Below are 19462 nucleotides of genomic sequence, written 5' to 3' on the forward strand. Positions count from 1 at the left end.
TCCCGTTCTCGACTGGCACGGATTGCCTGTGCGCCAATGGATTCACAACTGAAGTGCCGGGGCCGTAGAGTCAGCCGCTGGTGGTTGTCCTTATCCTGCAACTCATCGCCCGTCACCGCTCTAGCCCAAGGGTGTTGCGACGCGGTTCGGCCGAGCGGAACGAGGATGGAAATGACGGATACCCCAAAGGGGTCGGCTAAACAGGCCGCCTCGAGTCCGGATCAGGTCGAATTGCGCAGATTGCTGGCCGGTTTGACCGCCGTGCGCGATGGTGATTTCGGGACACGGTTGCCCACGGACGCCGATGGACTGCTCGGGGAGATCGCCAACGTCTTCAACGGGATGGTGGATCAGCTGTCGCTGTTCACTTCCGAGGTCACGCGCGTCGCCCGCGAGGTGGGTACCGACGGGCGTCTGGGTGGGCAGGCCGAGGTACCGGGTGTCTCGGGCACCTGGAAGGACCTCACCGATTCGGTGAACGCCATGGCCGGCAACCTGACCAGTCAGGTCCGCGATATCGCGCAGGTCGCGACCGCGGTGGCGCAGGGCGATCTGTCGCAGAAGATCGATGTCGATGCGCGCGGTGAGATCCTCGAGCTGAAGAACACCGTCAATACGATGGTCGATCAGCTGTCCTCGTTCGCGGACGAGGTCACACGTGTGGCGCGCGAAGTGGGTTCGGAAGGGCAGCTCGGCGGTCAGGCCGAGGTTCCCGGTGTCGGCGGCGTATGGCGTGATCTCACCGATTCGGTGAACTTCATGGCGGGCAACCTGACCGCCCAGGTCCGCAATATCGCCCAGGTGACCACCGCGGTCGCGGGCGGTGATCTGAGTCAGAAGATCACGGTCAGCGCGCGCGGTGAGATCCAGGAGCTGAAGAACACCATCAATACGATGGTCGATCAGCTGTCCTCGTTCGCCGATGAGGTCACGCGCGTCTCGCGCGAGGTCGGTACCGAGGGCATCCTGGGTGGTCAGGCCGATGTGAAGGGTGTCTCGGGCACCTGGCGCGACCTCACCGACTCGGTGAATTTCATGGCGGGCAATCTGACCGCGCAGGTGCGCTCGATCGCGCAGATCTCCACCGCCGTGGCCGGGGGCGATCTGACCCAGAAGATTCGGGTCGATGCGCGCGGTGAGATTCTCGAGCTCAAGAACACCATCAATACGATGGTCGATCAGCTGTCCGCCTTCGCCGATGAGGTCACCCGCGTGGCCCGCGAGGTCGGCACCGAAGGCAATCTCGGTGGTCAGGCGACCGTGCGCGGAGCGTCGGGCACGTGGAAGGACCTGACCGACAACGTCAACGTCATGGCCTCGAACCTGACCAGTCAGGTGCGCTCGATCGCGCAGGTCGCCACGGCGGTCGCGCGCGGCGATCTGAGCCAGAAGATCACCGTCGAAGCCAAGGGCGAGGTCGCCGCGCTCGCGGGCGTGATCAATACGATGGTCGACACCCTGTCCGCGTTCGCCGACGAGGTCACCCGCGTCGCCCGCGAGGTCGGCACCGAAGGCATGCTCGGCGGCCAGGCGCGCGTGTCGAACGTGGCGGGCACGTGGAAGGACTTGACCGACAACGTCAACTCCATGGCCAACAACCTGACCAACCAGGTCCGCAATATCGCGCAGGTGACCACCGCGGTCGCGCAGGGTGATCTCACCCGCAAGATCGACGTCGACGCGCGCGGTGAGATTCTCGAGCTCAAGACCACCATCAACACGATGGTCGATCAGCTCTCCGCCTTCGCCGCCGAAGTCACCCGCGTCGCCCGAGAGGTCGGCTCGCAAGGCCGCCTGGGTGGCCAAGCCGAGGTCGAGGGCGTCTCGGGCACGTGGAAACGCTTGACCGAGAACGTGAATGAGCTCGCGGGCAACCTGACCCGTCAGGTCCGCGCCATCGCCGAGGTCACCAGCGCCGTCGCCGAAGGCGACCTGACCCGCTCCATCACGGTCGAAGCCTCGGGCGAGGTCGCCGAGCTCAAGGACAACATCAACTCGATGGTGGAGTCCCTGCGCGAGACCACCAAAGCCAATCAGGATCAGGACTGGCTCAAGACCAACCTGGCCCGCATCTCCGGTCTCATGCAGGGCCAGCGCGATCTGAATGTCGTCGCCGAGCTGATCATGGATGAGCTGGCCCCGCTGGTCTCGGCGCAATTCGGTGCGTTCTATCTCGCCGATGACACCCCGGAGAAGTCCGAGCTGGAATTGATCAGCTCCTACGGCAGTCCCGAAGAGCCCGGTGCCGCAACACGTTTCGCGTTCGGTCAATCGCTGGTCGGTCAGGCCGCGCGCAGTCGCCGCACCATCGCGGTGGATGATGTCCCCGGCGACTACGTCACCATCTCCTCCGGCTTGGGCCAGACCGCGCCGGTGAATCTGCTGGTGCTGCCGATCGGCGTCGAGGATCAGGTCCTCGGCGTGATCGAGCTGGCGTCCCTGCACCATTTCACTCGCACCCATCGCGATTTCCTGGATCAGTTGATGGAAACCGTTGGCGTGAACGTCAATACGATTATCGCGAATGCCCGCACCGACGATCTGCTGGCCGAATCGCAGCGCCTGACCATCGAATTGCAGGCTCGCTCACAGGAATTGCAGGTTCGGCAGGAGGAGTTGCAGAGCTCCAATGCCGAAATGGAGGACAAGGCCGCACTGCTGGCCATGCAGAATCGCGATATCGAGGCCAAGAACCTCGAAATCGAGCAGGCCCGGCAGGAGCTCGAGACGCGTGCCCAGCAGCTGGCGCTGGCGTCGAAGTACAAGTCGGAGTTCCTGGCGAATATGAGCCATGAGCTGCGCACACCGTTGAACAGCCTGCTGATTCTGGCCCAGCTGCTGGCCCAGAATCCGACCCGCAACCTCACGCCGAAGCAGGTCGAATACGCGGGGATCATCCATTCCGCGGGTTCGGATCTGCTGCAGCTGATCAATGACATCCTCGATCTGTCCAAGGTCGAGGCGGGCAAGATGGACATCACGCCCGAACAGGTGCCACTGCGCAAACTGCTGGACTATGTCGAGGCCACCTTCCGGCCGATGACGACGCAGAAGAACCTGGGCTTCCAGATCACCAGCGCCCCGAATCTGCCGCTGGAATTGCTCACCGATGATTCCCGGCTGCGTCAGGTACTCGGCAATCTGCTGTCCAATGCCGTGAAATTCACCGAGACCGGATCGGTCGAATTGCGCTTGGAGCCACCGGATCCGCGCGAGCTGCCCGCCGCGGTGCGCAGACACGGCACCGCCATCGCCTTCCGGGTGATCGACACCGGTATCGGTATCGCCGCGCATCAGCTGGAGTCGATCTTCGGTGCGTTCCAGCAGGCCGACGGCACCACCAGCCGCAAGTACGGCGGCACCGGTCTGGGCCTGTCGATCAGTCGTGAGATCGCCTATCTGCTCGGTGGCGTCATCACCGCGGAAAGCGCACTGGGACAGGGCAGTACGTTCACCCTCTACCTGCCGGTGGCCCGTCCGGATTTCCTGGAGTTGCCGTTCCCCGAGCGGGAGGACACCCAGCGCGCCGATAACCGCCCGCCAACGCCGAGCTCGGCGACCGGGCAATTGCGGCGACTGCTGGTCGTGGAGGAACGCCCGCAGGGTCTGCTGTCGCTGGTCGCGCAAAGCGCGGTGGCGGATCTGGCCGACAGCAATGATCCGCGCGGCCCGGTGCAGGTCGTGAGCGCGATCGGGGTGGAGGAGACCGCGGCCGCGCTGGCCTCGCAGTCCTTCCACTGCGTGGTGCTCGAACTCGATATGCCCGATAACGCGGCCCTGCAATTCCTCGAGCGCATGGATGGCGATTCGGCGCTGCGCAGCATTCCGGTGCTGGCGCACAACCGCAGACTCGATGCCGATCAGGAGCGTCGCCTACAGGATCACATCACGCGCCGCCCGCTGGAATTGCTGACCAGCCTGGACGAACTGCGCGAACGGATCGCGTTGCACATCACCGCGGAAGCCCCGGGTGATGTGCTGCCGCTGGTGCGGCGCGGGGGAGTGACGACCGCCAGCGCGCTGCCGCAACCGGCCGGTGAGCTCGCCGGCCGCACGGTGCTGATCGTCGACGATGACGCTCGAAACCTGTTCGCGCTCAGCAGCATTCTGGAACTGCACGGCATGAGCATCCTGCACGCGGAGAACGGTCGCGAGGGCATCGACAAACTCCTCGCCCATCCGGAAACCGATCTGGTGCTGATGGATGTGATGATGCCCGAGATGGACGGCTACACCGCGACCGCGACCATCCGCGAGATGCCGCAGTACGCGTCCTTGCCGATCATCGCGGTCACGGCCAAGGCCATGCTCGGCGACCGCGATAAGAGCCTGGCCTCGGGCGCGAATGACTATGTCACCAAACCGGTCGACGCGGAAGCGCTGCTCGGTTGCATTCGGCACTGGCTCGGCGCCTGATGTCCGAGCCTCATGACCCCGGAGAGGAACCGATCGCTCCGGACGATCAGGCGCGGCCCATGTTCACCCGCCTCGCGGCGACCGTGGAACGGCTGCGCAATGAGGTCCGCGAGGCACAGGCCACCGCGGACGGCCGGGCGCTGATCGAGATGGCCAAGGGTGTGCTGATCGAGCGATTGCACTGCGGCCCGACCCAGGCGGCGTTGCAGTTGCAGATCCTGTCCGAACAGGCGGGCATCAGCGAGCTGGAATTGGCCGCCGATCTGGTCAATCAGGCCGCGCGCGACCGGATCAGCGCGGCGGTGGGCCAGTTCCTGCGGCGCACGGCAGCCCCGGAGGAGGCCGCGGCCGCGGTGCGATTGCGTACCGCCGAAAGCGGATTGCTCGCGGCGACCGACACCCAGCGCGTGGCCGAATCGGTGCTCGAGCACGCGGTAGCGCCCTTGGGCGGGACCGCCGTGGCGATCTGGTCCGCGGGCACCGATGCGTCGCTGTCGCTGGTGGGATTTGCGGGCATCGCCCCGTATGAGGCCGAGCGGTGGCGCTATGTCCCGCCCGGTGTGGCGACGCTGGCGCGGCAAGCGCTCGTGGACCGTACCGCGCTGTGGAACGAGAGCCTGGAGCCCGACGGTCTGCCCTCGATCGGTGATCGCACCGGTGCGCGCGCGGCCATTCCGGTCGGCGCGGGTGGCAAGCTGCTCGGCGTGCTCGAGGTGTGCTGGCCGCATCCGATCGAGCAGCAGCCCTCTCGCGTGCGACGTCAGTTCGAGGCGCTGGCGGAGCTGGTCGCGCACACCCTCGAATCGGATCTGGTGGTGACACCGACGTCGTATCGTCCCGATATCGCCGATCTGGTGCGATTGGCCGACGGACTGTTCGATCCGGCGCTGGTATTGCTGCCGCATCTGGTCGACGGCGCGCTCACCGATTTCCGTATCCACCACGTCAATTCGTGCTTCCTGGATCCGGCCGGGCGTCCGCGCGGGCTGATCAGCGGTGCGCTGCTGCTCGAGGCATATCCGATGGCCGCCTCCGAGGGCAGGTTGTTCGAGCGGATCGAGCACGTCTACGCCACCGGTGAGAGCTACCGCGCGGAACGGATGATGCTGACCGAATTGGTCGATCAGATTCCGCTGACGCTCTCGGCCGCGCTGAGCATGGCCCGGCACGGCGATGCGGTGCTCATGGTGTGGCGGGTCGAGGATGAGGCGGCGCGGCTGGCGGCCCTGCTCCAGCATGCCCAGCGCCTGGGCCGGGTCGGTGGCTTCGAGGAGAGTATCGCCAACGGCGAGATCACCTGGAGCGCACAGCTTTTCGCACTCTACGGGTTGGCTCCGAGTGCGGACCCGATCCCGCTCGCGCAGCTGCCGAGTCATGTCCAGGACACCGATTCCGATGCCGTGCGCCAGTTCCTGCGCACGCTGCTGCGTTATCGCCGCCCGGCATCGACGGCATTTCGGCTGGTGCGCTCGGACGGGGTCACCCGCCATATCAGGATCATCGCCGAACCGGTCCTGGACACCGCCGGGCATCTGCTGCTCATTCGCGGTGTCTACCAGGATGTTTCGGCGCAGCACTGGACCGAGATCGCATTGTCGGCCACTCGGGACCGGCTCACCCATACCGAGGAGCAGGCCGCGGCGCAGAGCCGGTTGGCCCGCCAGCTCCAGCAGGCGATCATGCCGGATGAGCAGCCCTCGACCGAGGCATCCGGGCTGCAGATCGCGGTGCGGTACCGCCCGACCGAGCAGGATCACCTGGTCGGTGGCGATTGGTACGACGCGATTGTGCTGCCGTCCAAGGAGATTCTGCTCTCGGTCGGTGATATCGCCGGGCACGGCATTACCGCGGCGACGGGAATGGTGGTGCTGCGCAACGCTTTACGCGGCTTGGCTGCCACCGGTGCGGGTCCCGGTCAAATGCTGACCTGGCTGAATCTGGTGGCGCATCACCTCACCGATCGAATCTTCGCCACCACGCTGTGCGGTCTCTACGATCCGAGCACCCGGGTATTGCGCTGGGCGCGGGCCGGGCATCTGCCGCCGGTCCTGATCCGCGGTGGCGTTGCGTCCAGTCTGCCGCCGCTCAAAGGCATGATTCTCGGAGCCGCGACCGATGCCACCTACGAGGAGGGCGAACTCCAGCTCGAATCCGATGACACGCTGCTGCTCTACACCGACGGTCTGATCGAACGCCGGGACCGTCGCCTGGACGAGTGTGTGGCCCAATTGCTCATCACCTCGGCCGAATTCACCGGCAGTCTGGACGAGCGTCTGGACTATCTGCTCGATGTCAGTGACGCCGACACCGACGACGACACCTGCGTCGTGGGCATCCACGTAGGTTGATCCGCTACGAGCCGCGTCAGGCGCCGCCCAGCGCCTGCGCGGTGGTGCTGTACAGGTCCAGCAGTTCGTTGATGCCGGTCAGCTCGATGGGCCGCCGGGCCGCCTCGGACACCACGATCCGCAGTTCCCTGCCGACGGCGGCCTCGGCGACCCGCACGAGCACGCTCAGCCCGGCCGAGCCGAAGAATCCCACCTCGGACAGATCCACCACGATCCTGGAATGGTCGGTTGCCAGCGCGTCGCTGATAGCCGTCAAAAGTATTGGCGCCGACACCATATCGACTTCGCCCGTCACGGCCACGACGATCGCCGCCGCCTCGATGCGCGTGTGGACTGTCAGCTCTGGCGCTTGGCTGCTCAACTGATTGCCCCTGGTTCCGAAATCGCCGCGACCTCACCGCGCGGACCGTGAATCCCACTGGCAGGTCACCCTATCGCCAATCCGGAAGTTGGCAAAGAACGCCTCTGAAATGGCCCACACGTTTGAATCCGCCCAAATCGGGAACGTACGCGCTGTGCCCAGTAACAACGTCATTGATGCGCCCGCCCCGTGCGTCCAGGTCGGGGATGTTTACCAATCGCCCCGTTCCAGCTGGACCGAGTCCGCGCAGTTGCGGCTGGCACCCGACGGTCTCAGTGGCGAATTGCTGGTAGCGCTGGCCGCACCCGAGCAGTCCGAGATCACCGCGATCGAGTCCGGCCGGGCGGACTTCGCCTGGGTGAACAGCGCACACCTCGCCCTGGTGGCCTTCCGTTTCGACCAGGGCATCGACTGGTCCGACTTCCCGTACACCCCCCACCGCGCCGAACATCCGAGCGGTATCGCGATCGACGACGAGCCCACCGAGCTGCTGCTGCGAGTGGTCCTGGTCGACGCGAATACCGGTCTCGTGCGCGCGGTCCGTGAACTCTGCTGGCCCGCGCAATTCGCACAGGTGGCCCGCACCTCCGCCGCCCGGCTGTGGGAGTCACCCTTCAGCGAGCGCGCCGCCGATCAAGAGCAGGACCGCCTCTACACCCGCTACCGCACCACCGCCGACCTCGTCCGCCGCCGCGCCGACGCCACCTGCGTGGGGATGCACACGCGATTCTGAGCGGTATCGGGGTGGGAGGTTTCGTGATGTCCGATGTCCCGCCGACCGGGGATGGTCGCAATGAGACCGAGGCCGAACGGCTGGACCGGAACTGGAACAGTTTGATGCAGGAACTGCGGGTCGTGCAGACCGGGGTGCAGTTGCTTACCGGGTTATTGCTGACCTTGCCATTCCAGGCTCGCTTCACCGAGTTATCGCATGCCATGCGTTTGCTGTACCTGTTGATCGCGACGACATCGATTGCCGCGACCGTATGTCTGATCGCGCCGGTGGCCGCACATCGAGTGCTGTTCCGGCGGCATCGCATCGGCAGCGTGGTGGTGACGGCGCACCGTTATGCCCTGGCCGGACTCGGCCTACTTGGCATCGCGCTGACGGGAGTCGCCGTCTTGATCTTCGATACCGTGGCCGGTCCGATCTGGGCGAGTGTGGCGGGCGTGTGCTTCGGGCTGTTGTTCACCCTCGCGTGGGTCGTGCACCCGTGGTGGCAGCGGGGCGCAAATCGCTTGTGACTCAGGCCGATTGCTTGGTGAGCTCGACCTTGGGCTTATCCAGTCGGGGGATGAGCAGTTCCTCGACCAGCAGCAGTACGCTCGCGGCGATCGGGATAGCCAGCAGTGCGCCGAGCACTCCCAGCACGGAGCCGCCGATCAATACCGCCACGACGGTGACGACCGCGGGCACCTGTACGGTTCGCCCCATGATCCGGGGCACCAGCAGATAGTCCTCGACCGCGCGCAGCACCAGGAAGTACGCCACTGTAGCGATGCATACGGGGAGCGAAACCGTCAGCGCGACAAGGGCTATCGCGATTCCGGCAAGTGTCGAACCGATCAGCGGAATCAGGTCCAGGACCGCGACCAGCACCGCGAGAACCAAGGGGAACGGCACCTCGAACGCCGAGAGCCAGATGAAGGTCAGCACCCCGGTGATCAAGGAGATCAATAGGTTTCCCAGCACATAGCCGCCGACCTTGGCGAAGATCGCGTCCCCGATCAGGATCGCGCGGGGGCGGCGCTCATGGGGGAACAGGCGGTAGATGTAGGCGCGCAAGGTGGGAAAGTTCGCCGAGAAGTACGCGGTGAGCACTGCGGCGATGACGGTGCTGGTCACCGCGCCGAAGACGACTTTGCCCGCGCCGAGCAGGCCCTGCGAGAGTCGTTCCAGATCGCTGCCGGTGCCCTGTTGCAGTTTCTGGTCGAGGTGGAATCGATCGGAGACACTGTGGATCACCGGATACCGATCCTCGAGGTGCCGCAGCGTATCGGGTGCGTTGTGGATCAGCGCCTGACCCTGATCGATCAGCGGTGTGATCGCCGCCCACAGGAACGCCGCCAATCCGGCGAGCACCAGCACGAAGATCAGGGTCACCCCGAATCCGCGCCGCACGCCGTGCCGCACCAGCCATGACACGGCCGGTTCCATGCCGATGGCCAGGAACAATGCGGCCACCACCAGCAGTAGTGCCTGGTGTGCGGCGAGTACGACCTGCACCGCGCCCACGGTGACCAGCACGCCGGCCGCCGCGTGCAGTCCGGTCATGAATGGTGATCGCCGATCGAACCGCCGGCCGGGCGTGCCCAGCGGATGCTGGTCGCTGGACAGCGCGGCGGCGTCCTTCTCAGCGGACGAGATGGGTGCGGGTTCGTCCGAGCGTGGCTGGCCGACCCACTCGGTGCTTTGTCCTTCGTCGTTCATGGTCGGACCGGTATACGGGAGAGCTGAGCAATCATCACTTGTCCTGGTGTCGCGAGCCCTCGCGGCGTTCGAGGCCGACGGCGTCGGCGAGTTCGGCGCGGTGCCGCTGGAGTTCGGGGTATTCGGTGCTGAGCTCACCCATGAAGTCCGCGAGCGCGTCGGCGACGGCATTGAGCTTCTGCTGCAACGCGGCATCACTGCGACTCTGGGTGTTCTGCAACAGCGCCACCAGCAGGAACGTGATGATCGTGGTCGCGGTGTTGATCACCAGCTGCCAGGTGTCCACGCTCGGCATTACCGCGATGGAAGGCACCCAGACCACGACCAGGATTACGCAGAATACGAAAAACCCTGCCCGAGAAGCGAATTCGCTGGCCTTGGTGGCAAATCTATCGAAGATCGACAGTTGCTCCCCGTGTGCTGCCGCCGTGCCGGGCGAGTGGTCCACGTGTGCTCCTTCGAATTCGATACAGCCGATCGCTCAGGCCATACCACCGTGGACGCCGTGATAAACGCGCCGTCGACGGCATCAATCGAGGGGCAGCCAGTCCCGGTTGCGGGTGAATCGCACCTGCGTCGGGTAGCCGGACGAGTGGTGGTCGAAGGGACCGACTTCGGTCTGCAAATCGTCGGTGATGGCCTGGAGTAGATGCCAGCCCATACTCGCGACCCGGAACGCGGCATCGGTTTGCGATACCGAATTGATCCGCACCTCGATCGATTGTTGGTCATAGGTGAAGTCGCAGCTGATCTCAGTGCCCGGCGTGCGATGCGACACCAGTGCGGTCGCCACCTCATCGAGGGCGACGCGAATATCGGTGACCATGCTGACATCGAAATCCGCGGTCAGGCATACGGTTTCGGCGAGGGCGCGCAGCATGATGAGCTGCGAGGCTTCGGCCGGAACTCGAACCCCGATGGTGTGGCCGTGCGCGTCATCCATCGGATGGCGCGTGGTCCCGGCCTCGTCCGGGGAAACCAGCCGCAGATGCGAGCCGCCGGTGCGGTGGGGTTTCCCGTTGGTGCTGCCGTGGTGGGTTCTCGGTAACCCGGTCATCATTTTTGCCCCCGGAATCTGGTCGACGGTGATCTCTATCCGATCTTCAATTGGCTCTGAATTGGATCTACCCGGCAATTCACGGTGGAAACGTAAGTGTTGCGAACCACTCTCCGGGGGCGGGATAGGTGTCACGTGATGTTTCGAAGGTGGTGGCAGGGGTTCGTCGCCCATGGGGCGGAGGCGTGTGGCCTCCGCCCCGGAATTCACTGCCGATGGTGAGCGTCGCTCAGACCTCCACGGCCTGTCCGGTCCGGGCTGATCTCGCCCTCATGAGCAGGACGTACAGTCCACCGGCGACGAAACTGCCTGAGAGCCAAGAGAAGTCGGTGTTTCCGAGCGCTCGCGCGACCGGGCCCTGCATCGCGGGCACCAGTCCGTACTGCCAACTCCACCCGGCGAGCAGACCGGCTGCCAGGCTCACCAGGCCGGGGATATTGACTCTGCCGAAGGCCGAGGAAGCGGGCTCGCGATACAGGTCCGGGATCGACAGCGCCCGGCGATGGATCAGGAAATAGTCCACCAGCAGGATCGACATCCACGGGCTGATCCACATCAGGATCGAGACCATCCAATTGTCGAACGCGTGCGCGAAACTCGTGGCATTGATGAATACCGCGAGCACCAGCGAAGCGATCACACCGGCGAACAGCGTGACCTTCCAGCGGGCGACGCGAATGCCGATGGTCAACGCCGCGAGCGAGCACGAGTACAGGTTGAGGATATTGGTCGCGATCGGCCCGTGCATGATCAGCAGCAGTACCGGGATCGCCAATACGCCGAAGGTGCCGACGACCACCGTCGAGGGATCGGCGCTGCCCCCCGCGCTCGCCAGGCAGGCCCCGAGCGCGGCCAGCCACACCGTCGGAATGTACATACCGGTCGCCGACGCCCAGAAGACTTTGCGCGCGGACAGATTCGGGCGCACGAAACGGCTGTAGTCGGCGGCGTAGGGAATCCAGGTCAGACCCCACCCGATCCCGATCGCGGTGATGAGTTGTGTGATGGCGGTGAGCTTTTCGCCGGGGGTGTCGGTGACGGCGGTGGACCAGTTCAGCTGAGTGCGGCCCAGCGCGAGCACCGTCATCACCACCATGACCGCGATGGTGAGCGGCACGGTGTATTTCTCGAACGTGCGAATGGCATAGAACCCGTACAGCGCCAAACCCAGCTGCACCACCATAATGACCGCTGCCACAACGATTCTGAGCCCGAGCCCGCCGCTGATGCCGAGCTGATCCAGTACGGCCAGCACCAGATCCAGCACCACCCAGGTATTCACCCCGACCCAGGCCATGGTCAGCAGGCCCTGCACGAGTGCGGGCAATGCCGCGCCCTTGATGCCGAACGCCGAGCGCCCCAACACCATCTGATTGACCGCGGTGCGATGACCGATCACATTGAACAGCCCGAATATGGCGCAGCCGAACAGGTTTCCGATCACGACCACGATCAGGGTTTCGAGCAGGCTCAGTCCCAGGGTGATCCCGAGCGCACCGAGCACCCAGTTGATCGGGGCGATATTCGCCCCGCACCAGATCCAGAACAGCTCCCACGGCGAGCAGTCCCGTTCCTGATCGGGGATGGGCAGGACGCCGTGTTCGTCGAAGCGCACGCCGGTCTCGGCGGGAGCGGTGCGTTCGGTGGTGTCGGGAGGTTGGGACATAGCCGCATTCCTTTGTTGTGAGGTACCTCATAACAGCAGTGCGGAAGCCGTCGAAGGGATGGATGTTCATCCACCAATGCTGGATCGGTTCTGTACATTCGACTAGATGTTGACCATCAGCCGACTCGTCGCCGATCCCGCCCTGGGACTGCGCGTGGTGACACCGGAACTCACGGACGCGCTGAACGCGGAGATCCACTGGCTGCACACCACCGAGCTCGCCGATCCCTCGCCGTATGTGCGCTCGGGTGAACTGGTGCTGACCAACGGCCTGTGGCAATCGCAGGTATCGCTCGACCGTTTCGTGGCGGCGGTCGCGCGCGCGGGTGCGGCCGGGCTGGTATTCGGTCTCACCGCGCAAACGCCCGAGCTTCCCGAAGACCTTGTCGCCCTGTGCCTTTCCCACGGTCTGCCGCTCGTGGAACTCTGCATCGGTGTGCCGTTCGCCGCGCTGACCCGCGCGGCCGCCGCGATCCAGAACGAGGTGTTGCAAGCCGAACTGACCGCGACGGTCCATCGCGGCGACGCCTTGGCAACCGCGCTCTCCCGTGGCAGCGGAGCGGCGGGCGTACTCGAAATCCTCCGCGGTGAAACGGAATTGCCGCTACTGGTGGTGGACCGCAAGGGCCGTCGCCTGGCCTCGATCGGCTGCGAGCCGACCGACGAACAGGTCCGCCTGGCCGCCGCCGCCCTCAACCGCACCCCGCCGCCGCTCGAAGTCGATCTACTCGGGACCGGCCCCGCCGCGCTGTATCTGATCGAGGGCGCGATGGGCGAGATCGACGCGGGCCTGTACTGCCTCGAACCCTCGGCAACCCTCTCGCCCGCCGATCAAGAGGCCCTCGCCCAAGCCGCCCGCTTCCTCAGCCTGGAAGTCACCAAACAGCAAGCGGTCCACGCCATCGAAGCCCGCTTCGCCGCAGAACTTTTGGAGATGATCCTGTCCGGCCCCCGCAGCAGCGCCGAGGTCATCCGCCGCCTCCGCGCCTACGGCGTCCCCCCGGATCGCCCCCTGGCCGTACTGGTTTCATCCCCCGTCCCCACCCCCGGCGCAACCGCCCAACCTGACGACATAGCCCACGCGGTAGGCGCGTTCTTCGCCGCCCACGGCATCCCCGCCTTCACCGCCGCGGGCAGCCGCGACGTGGTCTCCATCTGCCTGTGGGAACGTTCCCCCGAAGACCTCACCCGCTTCGCCCGCGACCTGTCCACCGAAACCACCAGACGTTCCCCCGTCCCCCGCACGGTTATCGGCATAGGCGACATCACCCCCGCCCCCGGCCTCCGCGACGCCCTCGTCCGCGCCCGTGAAGTCTGCCAGGTCCTGCGCGCCCAACCTTCCCCCGACATAGCCACCTTCGCCGACATAGCCACCTTCCGAATGCTCCTGGGCCTTCTGGACACCCAAGTCCGCCAACGCTTCTCAGACCAAATCCTCACCCCCATCCGCGACCACGACACCCGCTCCCACACCGACCTCGAACACACCCTCCGCACCTTCCTGGCCCACGACGGCCAATGGGCAGTAACCGCCACCGCCCTCCACGTCCACGTAAACACCCTCCGCAACCGCATAACCCGCATAACCGACCTAACCGGCCGCAACGTAAACCGCCTCGAAGACACCATCGACCTCTATTTGGCCCTAACCGCCGAATCCCTCGACACCCCCAAATGAGGCTCGAGGGAGCCCGCACCTCAGTGCGGACTCCCTCTGGACTCGGCCCGGCTCGAACGGGCGGCTACCCTCTCCATCACTGCGGGCGCGGTCAACCAAAGCCAGCGCGCCTTAGGCGAGACAACGCAGACGGTAGTCGCCGAATCGGTTGGCGGGCAACGGATTATTCGGGTCGTTGGTTACCGGAATTCGTGGACGACTTCGATGGGGCCGACCAGGTGGGCGTTGAAATCGGCGAGCTCTTCGGCGGGGACCCAGAGTTCGAGGATGGTTTGGCCGCCGGCTTGCTGGACGGGGTAGCGCTCGAGGAAGGGTGATTGGACTCGGAAGCGGGTTACGTAGCCGACGCCGTGGTGGGGGACGTTCCAGTCGCGGGCGATTCGGATCGCGTAGTCCTCGTTGAGTACGGGGTAGAAGATCGGTTGTTCGGGGAGTCTGGGTGGCCAAGCGCGCCAGTCTGATTCGCGAACCAGGTCCAGTTCTTCCGGGCCGGTCGGACGCCACAGTACGGTGGTCGGAATCTGTTGATCCGCCATCACTATCCCCCTTCGTCCTGCTCACTCGAACAACTGCCGACGGGTATCGTCGGAGCCCGACTGGAAATTGTGCCTGATTGCGGTTGTGTGTCAACGCAATTGAGCGCCGGGGGGTCGGCGGGGGATGGCTCTGTTGAGGATGTGGATATGAGCGTGCACATTCGAGCCTGCGGCATCGGCGATATCGATGCTGCGGCAAACGTTCTCGCGTCGGCGTTCGAGGACGATCCCTATGTCGGGTGGTTGCTTCCGGACTTTGGGTCGCGGGTGGCGCGGGCGAGGTGGATGTTCAGCGCGGTGACGCGGCACCATCTGCTGCACGGGCATGTCGATATCGCCGTTGATGCCGACGGAGCGGTGCGTGGTGCGGCGCTGTGGACCCCTCCCGGATGTTGGCGGCACACCGTTCGATCTCAGGCGCGCATGCTGCCGGATCTGTTGAAGGCGTTCGGTCCGCGTATCCCGTTGCTGGGATTGGCTGATCGCCAGAAGCAGCGCATGCATCCGAGTGAGCCGCACTGGTATCTACAGGCGATCGGGACCTCACCGGCCGCGCGAGGGCTCGGCTACGGTCGCTCGCTACTGGAATCGAAGCTCGCCCTGTGTGATCGAGAAGGTGTCTCCGCGTTCCTGGAGACCAGCAACAAGTCGAATCTCGCCTACTACGAACGCTTCGGATTCACGGTGTTCGACGAGATCACAATGCGTTTCGGCGGCCCACGAGCGTGGCTGATGTGGCGTCCTCCGCAGCCCGGTGGGCGATCGGTGATCTAGGTCTCGGCCCGGGAGGTTTACCCGTTACGTTGGCGATGGCGGCGGACTCGTTCGCGGTTGGCGCAGCCGCGGTCCGGGCAGTAGCGCATGGAATTGTTCTTGGTGGTGTCGGCGTAGTAGCGATGGCAGTCGTGGGCGGCGCAGAGCCGGATGCGGTCGGGGCCGCGGGCGATCAGGAATCCCATGAGGGCGGCGGCGGCTTCGGCGGCGATGTGGCGCCAGGCGGTGCTGGCTGGGGTGTGGAAGTCGATGTGCCAGGGGAGTCCGTCGTGGTTGGTGAGCCGAGGGGTGGCGCCCGCTTCGGCGGCGACGTGGTTGAGCAGTGGTGCGGCGTGGTCGGGGGAGGGGTCGCGGACGGCGCGCAGTAGATACGGGCGGATGCGGCGTAGGTGGGGGAGGTCCTCGTCGGAGATCTGTATATCGGTCGCGCCGTGGGCGCGAAGCAGTCGATCGACCGCGGCGACCGAGTCGAGGGTTTCCACTCCGGCTACGTCGGGGTCGCTGTTCACCAGGGCAAGTGCGAGCCCGATTCCCCACCACTTGTAATGCTCTATCTGCACTATGTCCATGTCGACAAGGGTAGCGGCCAGCTCGTAGCGTCCTCGGACATGGAGCCGCTCGGCTCCGTATCCGATTGTGAGGGAAGGACTTTCATGGACACCATGACGAACGCACGCAGCCGCTACCTCGATGAGGTGAACTGGCCGGAGCGGGTTCCCTATACCGAGCACATTCAGCGCGCGATCGACTTCCATTTCTCGTCCGAGACGGGTTCGGATTTCTGGATCGAGAAGTCGAAGTCATTCGACTTCCGCCTGAGCGATATCCGGACGCGGGCGGATCTGCTGCGATTCCCGGATGTGAGCACCGAATGGCGAACGGTCCCGGTCAACGCTCTCGTACCACGAGCGATGCGCCGCAACGGGATTCAGCCGTCGATCTTCGAGAGCGGCGGCACCACGGGCGCTCCGAAGCGCATCATCGACGCCGCCCAGTGGGAGAAGACCTCGGTGTGGACCGCGGACAGGCTGCGCGCACTCGGCGCTCCGGTCGACGAGGGCGGCATGATGTTCCTCGGCCCCACCGGCCCGCACGTGGTCGGCTACAGCAATACGGTCATGGCCAGACGCCTCGGCCTCGAGCTGTTCTGCATCGATCTCGATCCCAGGTTCGTGCGCCTGGCATTGCAGCGCGGCCATGATCAGGTCGCCGAGCTGTACGTCGAACACGTTGTTCAGCAGGCACAGTGGATTCTCGAATCACAGGACGTGCGGATCGTCTACCTGACCCCGCCGATTTTCGCCGCGATCGCGACGCGGCCGCAGGTCGCCGAATTGTTCAGGAAGAAAGTGCGTTTCGCGGTCTGGGGCAGCACATCGATGAACCCCGACACCCTGGCCCTGCTGCGCGAGGTGTTCCCCGACACCCAGATCATCGGCGGATACGGCAACACCATGATGGGATCCGCGCTCGAGGTCCCCGGCCTCGAGTACGAATTGCCCACGTTCCAAGCGTATTTCCCGTACACGGCGTGGTCGGTGCTCGACGAACACCGTGCACAGGTCGCGTACGGCGAACGCGGTCTCATCGCAATCCATGTGCTGACCCCCGAGGTATTCCTGCCGGTCAGCTACGAACGCGACGAGGCGACCCGCATCCGCTTCACCGGCGAAGAGGGCACCGATCTGGTGCAGAACGTGCAACCGCTGCCCGTCGCAGGCGAAGCCGTCATCGAAGGGGTCTACTGATGGACGGCTACCGCATCTCCCCGCTGATCGACGGAACCTACCACCCCGCCCGCACCGGCGAACCGATCCAGACCGTACGCGGCGAGAGCACCGGCCGACTCGATTTCGCTTCGGATCTGCTGACCGGCCTGACCATGAATCGACTGCGTGCCGCGCGCCCACAACCCTTGGCGACGCGCCTTCGCATCATCACCGACGCGGCCCGCCGGATCGCCGAGGAACCGGTCGACGGCCTCACCCCCATCGCGTATGCGCGAGCGCAGTCCGCGACCTCGGGCACCCCGCTCTCGGTGGTCACCCGATTCCTGGGTCAGGTCCGACCCGCCGCCCAGCAGGTGGCCGAGATCGTCGCCGCGGAACTGGCCCCGCAGCACTATGGCCCCGATCGCCGCGTCACAGTCAGCGTGCACCGCCGCGGCGAACTGGTCTGCGTGCTCTCACCCGCGAATCATCCTGGCGTGCACGTGGTTCTGTTCGAACTGGTGGCCCTCGGCTACAAAATCATCGTCCGCCCGTCCCGCCGTGACCCGTTCACTCCGGCGCGAATCGTGCGGGCCCTGATCGATGCCGGTCTCGCCGAAGACACCATCGCGCTGCTGCCGACCACGCAGGAGGACGCCCACCGACTGGTACAGGGTTCCGACAGATCGGTGGTCTACGGCGGCCCCGATATTGCCCGCCGCTACGAGAACCGCCCGGAGGTGCTCGTCCAAGGCCCGGGCAACTCGAAAGTCCTCGAATTGCCCGGCGCTGACCAGGATCGTCTCTCCGAACTACTGATCACCTCCACCGCCGACGGTGGCGGCGGCCAATGCCTCAATGCCAGCGCCGCTCTCGTCGACGACCCCGCCGCCCTGAGCCCAATCATCGCAACAGCTTTGGCGCGTCTGACGATCGGCCGCCCCGACGACGAATCCACTCGGATCCCGGTATTCCCCCTCGCCCAAGCCCACCGCCTCGCCGAACTGACGGCGACCGTGCACGGCGGTCAACCCACCGATCATCTCGTCGACCTCGCTGACGGCTCCGCCGCACTGTGCCCGGTGATCTCGATCGCGACCCCCGAAGAGCCCTTGCGCACAACGGAACTCCCATTCCCCGCACTCCGCCTCCACCCCGCGGTCCCCAACCTCGATCCCGCGCGCCTCGGCCGCACCCTCTCACTCGCCATCCTCGGCGGCACCCCCGACCAAACCACCGCCTACCTGGCGGCGAACAACATCCGCAACGTCTTCACCCACGGAACCCCCACCACCCACTTCACACCTGGTGCGCCGCACGACGGCTCGATCATCGACCATCTCACCGAGCGAAAGACCTCGAATCATTCACCGGCCGAAAGGAGTTCATAGCAGCCACCGACGGCTTGCCGCGCAATACTTGCGGGATGGGGAACCGCTGGGTTGGAGTGACCATCGACTGCATCGACGTGGAACGAGTCGCCGGCTTCTGGAGCGCACTGCTCGATCGCGAGCGTGGACCGTCCGAGCCCGGGTGGGTCTACCTCGGCAGCGCAGGTGATCAGTTGCCGCGTCTGGTCTTTCAACCGGTGACCGAACCCAACCACGGCAAGGTACGGATCCACCTCGATATCGCCGTCGACGATATCGAGGAGGGGATCGCACAGGTGATCGCGCTCGGCGGCCGGTTAACCGGTGAGCGACATGACTACGACGCGGGGGTGGTGGTCGTGATGGCCGACCCCGAGGATCACGAGTTCTGCCTGGTCCAGTACTACTGACCCGCGACGCATCGGGGTGGTCAGTCGAGGCAGAACTCGTTGCCCTCGATGTCCTGCATCACCAGGCACGATTCATTGACGCCATCGGCGCGCAGCAACTCCACCCGCACCGCACCGAGTGCGACCAGCCGCGCGCATTCGGCCTCGAGTGCGTCCACCCGCTCGTCACCGACCAGCCCCGTCCCGACGCGCACATCGACATGCACCCGGTTCTTGACCACCTTGCTCTCCGGAACCCGCTGGAAGTACAGGCGCGGACCCACACCCGAGGGATCGACGCACGACACACCCTGGTGCTCGTATCCCAATACCTCGCTCCAGAACCGAGCGACCCGCTCAGGATCCGCGCAGTCGAAGGTGATCTGAACCTGTTTGACCGATGGCATTGGTCAAACCTAAAGGCACAGCCGGGTTCTCTCCAGAATTCGACTCGTCCGGTGTCGAAGCGAACACCACGTAGCGCAGATACCAGACCAGCATCAGACCCGAACTGATCGTGTGGAACAGGTGCAGCGCCCAGATCGGCCCCGGGGGCAGGTCCAGCACGTACACCATGTAGACCAGGTTGCCGATGTTGGCCAGCGCGATATTCGCCGGGCTGTACGAGCGCACATCCCTGGTGCGTCGCGCTTTGGCCAGCATCGGCAGCGTGCTGGAGGCGAAAACCGCGCTCGCGACCGCACCCGCGATGACGGGAACCTCCATG

General features: G+C 65.3%; 18 protein-coding genes. 9 read left to right on the forward strand and 9 right to left on the reverse strand.

From position 1 onward, the window contains the following. The first annotated feature begins 171 nt into the window (after positions 1-171). Together ACFC4D_RS27120 and ACFC4D_RS27125 are read left to right on the forward strand one after the other, a co-directional pair. Entirely contained in the window at positions 172-4416 is a 4245-nt protein-coding gene (locus tag ACFC4D_RS27120; RefSeq protein ID WP_376067711.1) for a HAMP domain-containing protein, read from the forward strand. After that, positions 4416-6764: a SpoIIE family protein phosphatase gene (locus ACFC4D_RS27125; protein WP_376067713.1), complete on the forward strand. Its 2349-nt coding sequence runs from the start codon at positions 4416-4418 to the stop codon at positions 6762-6764. Before ACFC4D_RS27120 ends, ACFC4D_RS27125 begins: the two co-directional genes overlap by 1 nt. A gap of 16 nt (positions 6765-6780) precedes the next feature. On the opposite strand, the gene ACFC4D_RS27130 is transcribed toward ACFC4D_RS27125, so the two are convergent. Next, the gene (locus ACFC4D_RS27130; RefSeq protein ID WP_376067714.1) at positions 6781-7125 is read right to left on the reverse strand and encodes an STAS domain-containing protein; all 345 of its coding nucleotides are present in this window, start codon (positions 7123-7125) and stop codon (positions 6781-6783) included. A 154-nt stretch (positions 7126-7279) separates the two neighbouring features. Here ACFC4D_RS27130 and ACFC4D_RS27135 point away from each other — a divergent pair, with 154 nt between their 5' ends. Both ACFC4D_RS27135 and ACFC4D_RS27140 read left to right on the forward strand, forming a co-directional pair. Then, positions 7280-7858: a hypothetical protein gene (locus ACFC4D_RS27135; protein WP_375960497.1), complete on the forward strand. Its 579-nt coding sequence runs from the start codon at positions 7280-7282 to the stop codon at positions 7856-7858. Between the two features lie 26 nt (positions 7859-7884). Next, a complete protein-coding gene (locus tag ACFC4D_RS27140) occupies positions 7885-8370 on the forward strand; it encodes a DUF6328 family protein (RefSeq protein ID WP_376067716.1) in 486 nt (161 codons plus the stop codon). A 1-nt stretch (position 8371) separates the two neighbouring features. Here the strand turns inward: ACFC4D_RS27140 and ACFC4D_RS27145 are convergent, their stop codons facing one another. From ACFC4D_RS27145 to ACFC4D_RS27160, 4 genes are all read right to left on the reverse strand, one after another. After that, positions 8372-9556 carry an AI-2E family transporter gene (locus ACFC4D_RS27145; RefSeq protein WP_376067717.1) on the reverse strand — a complete coding sequence of 395 codons (1185 nt, stop codon included), beginning with the start codon at positions 9554-9556 and terminating at the stop codon, positions 8372-8374. Positions 9557-9590: 34 nt separating this feature from the next. Then, a complete protein-coding gene (locus ACFC4D_RS27150; protein ID WP_376067719.1) occupies positions 9591-10004 on the reverse strand; it encodes a low affinity iron permease family protein in 414 nt (137 codons plus the stop codon). An 81-nt stretch (positions 10005-10085) separates the two neighbouring features. Beyond that, a complete protein-coding gene (locus ACFC4D_RS27155) occupies positions 10086-10613 on the reverse strand; it encodes an ATP-binding protein (protein ID WP_376067721.1) in 528 nt (175 codons plus the stop codon). A 229-nt stretch (positions 10614-10842) separates the two neighbouring features. Beyond that, the gene (locus tag ACFC4D_RS27160; protein ID WP_376067722.1) at positions 10843-12279 is read right to left on the reverse strand and encodes a purine-cytosine permease family protein; all 1437 of its coding nucleotides are present in this window, start codon (positions 12277-12279) and stop codon (positions 10843-10845) included. 106 nt (positions 12280-12385) lie between these two features. On the opposite strand from ACFC4D_RS27160, the gene ACFC4D_RS27165 reads away from it, so the two are divergent. Continuing rightward, positions 12386-13957 carry a PucR family transcriptional regulator ligand-binding domain-containing protein gene (locus ACFC4D_RS27165; protein ID WP_376067724.1) on the forward strand — a complete coding sequence of 524 codons (1572 nt, stop codon included), beginning with the start codon at positions 12386-12388 and terminating at the stop codon, positions 13955-13957. A 179-nt stretch (positions 13958-14136) separates the two neighbouring features. On the opposite strand, the gene ACFC4D_RS27170 is transcribed toward ACFC4D_RS27165, so the two are convergent. Beyond that, positions 14137-14493, reverse strand: coding sequence for an ADP-ribosylation/crystallin J1 (locus tag ACFC4D_RS27170; RefSeq protein WP_376067726.1), 357 nt, complete (start codon positions 14491-14493; stop codon positions 14137-14139). Between the two features lie 147 nt (positions 14494-14640). On the opposite strand from ACFC4D_RS27170, the gene ACFC4D_RS27175 reads away from it, so the two are divergent. Beyond that, positions 14641-15267, forward strand: coding sequence for a GNAT family N-acetyltransferase (locus tag ACFC4D_RS27175; protein WP_376067728.1), 627 nt, complete (start codon positions 14641-14643; stop codon positions 15265-15267). A gap of 17 nt (positions 15268-15284) precedes the next feature. Here ACFC4D_RS27175 and ACFC4D_RS27180 read toward each other — a convergent pair whose 3' ends face one another. Further along, positions 15285-15836: a CGNR zinc finger domain-containing protein gene (locus ACFC4D_RS27180; protein ID WP_376067730.1), complete on the reverse strand. Its 552-nt coding sequence runs from the start codon at positions 15834-15836 to the stop codon at positions 15285-15287. A gap of 93 nt (positions 15837-15929) precedes the next feature. On the opposite strand from ACFC4D_RS27180, the gene ACFC4D_RS27185 reads away from it, so the two are divergent. Genes ACFC4D_RS27185 through ACFC4D_RS27195 form a run of 3 tightly spaced genes read left to right on the forward strand, consistent with a single transcriptional unit; the run spans position 15930 to position 18756 of the window. Then, the gene (locus ACFC4D_RS27185; protein WP_376067732.1) at positions 15930-17015 is read left to right on the forward strand and encodes an AMP-binding protein; all 1086 of its coding nucleotides are present in this window, start codon (positions 15930-15932) and stop codon (positions 17013-17015) included. Continuing rightward, entirely contained in the window at positions 17015-18367 is a 1353-nt protein-coding gene (locus ACFC4D_RS27190; protein WP_376067734.1) for an aldehyde dehydrogenase family protein, read from the forward strand. Before ACFC4D_RS27185 ends, ACFC4D_RS27190 begins: the two co-directional genes overlap by 1 nt. A 35-nt stretch (positions 18368-18402) precedes the next feature. Continuing rightward, positions 18403-18756, forward strand: coding sequence for a VOC family protein (locus ACFC4D_RS27195; protein WP_376067736.1), 354 nt, complete (start codon positions 18403-18405; stop codon positions 18754-18756). A gap of 20 nt (positions 18757-18776) precedes the next feature. On the opposite strand, the gene ACFC4D_RS27200 is transcribed toward ACFC4D_RS27195, so the two are convergent. Both ACFC4D_RS27200 and ACFC4D_RS27205 read right to left on the reverse strand, forming a co-directional pair. Beyond that, complete coding sequence (locus ACFC4D_RS27200; RefSeq protein ID WP_364647547.1) at positions 18777-19142, reverse strand: VOC family protein; 366 nt, start codon at positions 19140-19142, stop codon at positions 18777-18779. Beyond that, entirely contained in the window at positions 19093-19461 is a 369-nt protein-coding gene (locus ACFC4D_RS27205; protein WP_375960471.1) for a hypothetical protein, read from the reverse strand. The genes ACFC4D_RS27200 and ACFC4D_RS27205 overlap by 50 nt, the downstream gene beginning before the upstream one ends. Position 19462: the final 1 nt, after the last annotated feature.

This window comes from Nocardia sp. NPDC056000 (assembly GCF_042269265.1).
GTDB lineage: Bacteria > Actinomycetota > Actinomycetes > Mycobacteriales > Mycobacteriaceae > Nocardia.